The sequence below is a fragment of the Halomonas flagellata genome, assembly GCF_022487945.1.
In the GTDB taxonomy this organism is placed as follows: Bacteria; Pseudomonadota; Gammaproteobacteria; order Pseudomonadales; family Halomonadaceae; genus Halomonas; species Halomonas flagellata.
The window spans coordinates 1-546 of sequence record NZ_JAKVPY010000139.1; the positions used below are offsets into that span (position 1 = coordinate 1).

Genomic DNA, 546 nt, shown 5'->3' on the forward strand with positions numbered 1-546 from the left:
GCTTCAACAGTAAGGTGGAGCAGCACGCGACCACCGAAATGCAGGCGACTGCCGCTGATCTCAACAAGCGTTTTGACTCCCTGCAGGGGGAAGTGGACCTGCTGAGTAAGGCGCGAACCGCTGACCAGATACGTATCGACAAACTCAGCAGTGACAATGAAGCCATGCAGAATCAGCTGAAGGCGCTGGGCGTGAAACCGGCTGTCTCTGGTGGCGAGCCCGCGCCGACTCCTCCGTCACCGCCACCCGGTCCGGAAGGTGAGCCGCAACCAGCCAGTTATCCGCCGCAGACCGGCGCCGCGGTACCGCCTCCGAGGGCATTCTATCCGGGGAATGGTATGGCACCGCCGCCGCAGGTCAGCTACCAGTCTGTGCCGGTACCAAACCAGATACAGCGTAAAACGTTCAGTTACGACAAAGGAAAGAACGCGAAGTCATTGCCGTACATTCCGTCGGGGAGCTTTGCAAAAAGCATGCTTATCGAGGGGGCAGATGCCAACGCGTCTGTTACCGGGAATGAATCCACTGTACCGATGCAGCTGCGTA

1 pseudogene is annotated in these 546 nt (G+C 59.0%); it reads left to right on the top strand.

Annotation, left to right across the window (positions count from 1 at the left end):
- Nucleotides 1-546 (top strand): annotated as a pseudogene (locus MKP05_RS21560) (hypothetical protein); the annotation flags it as partial.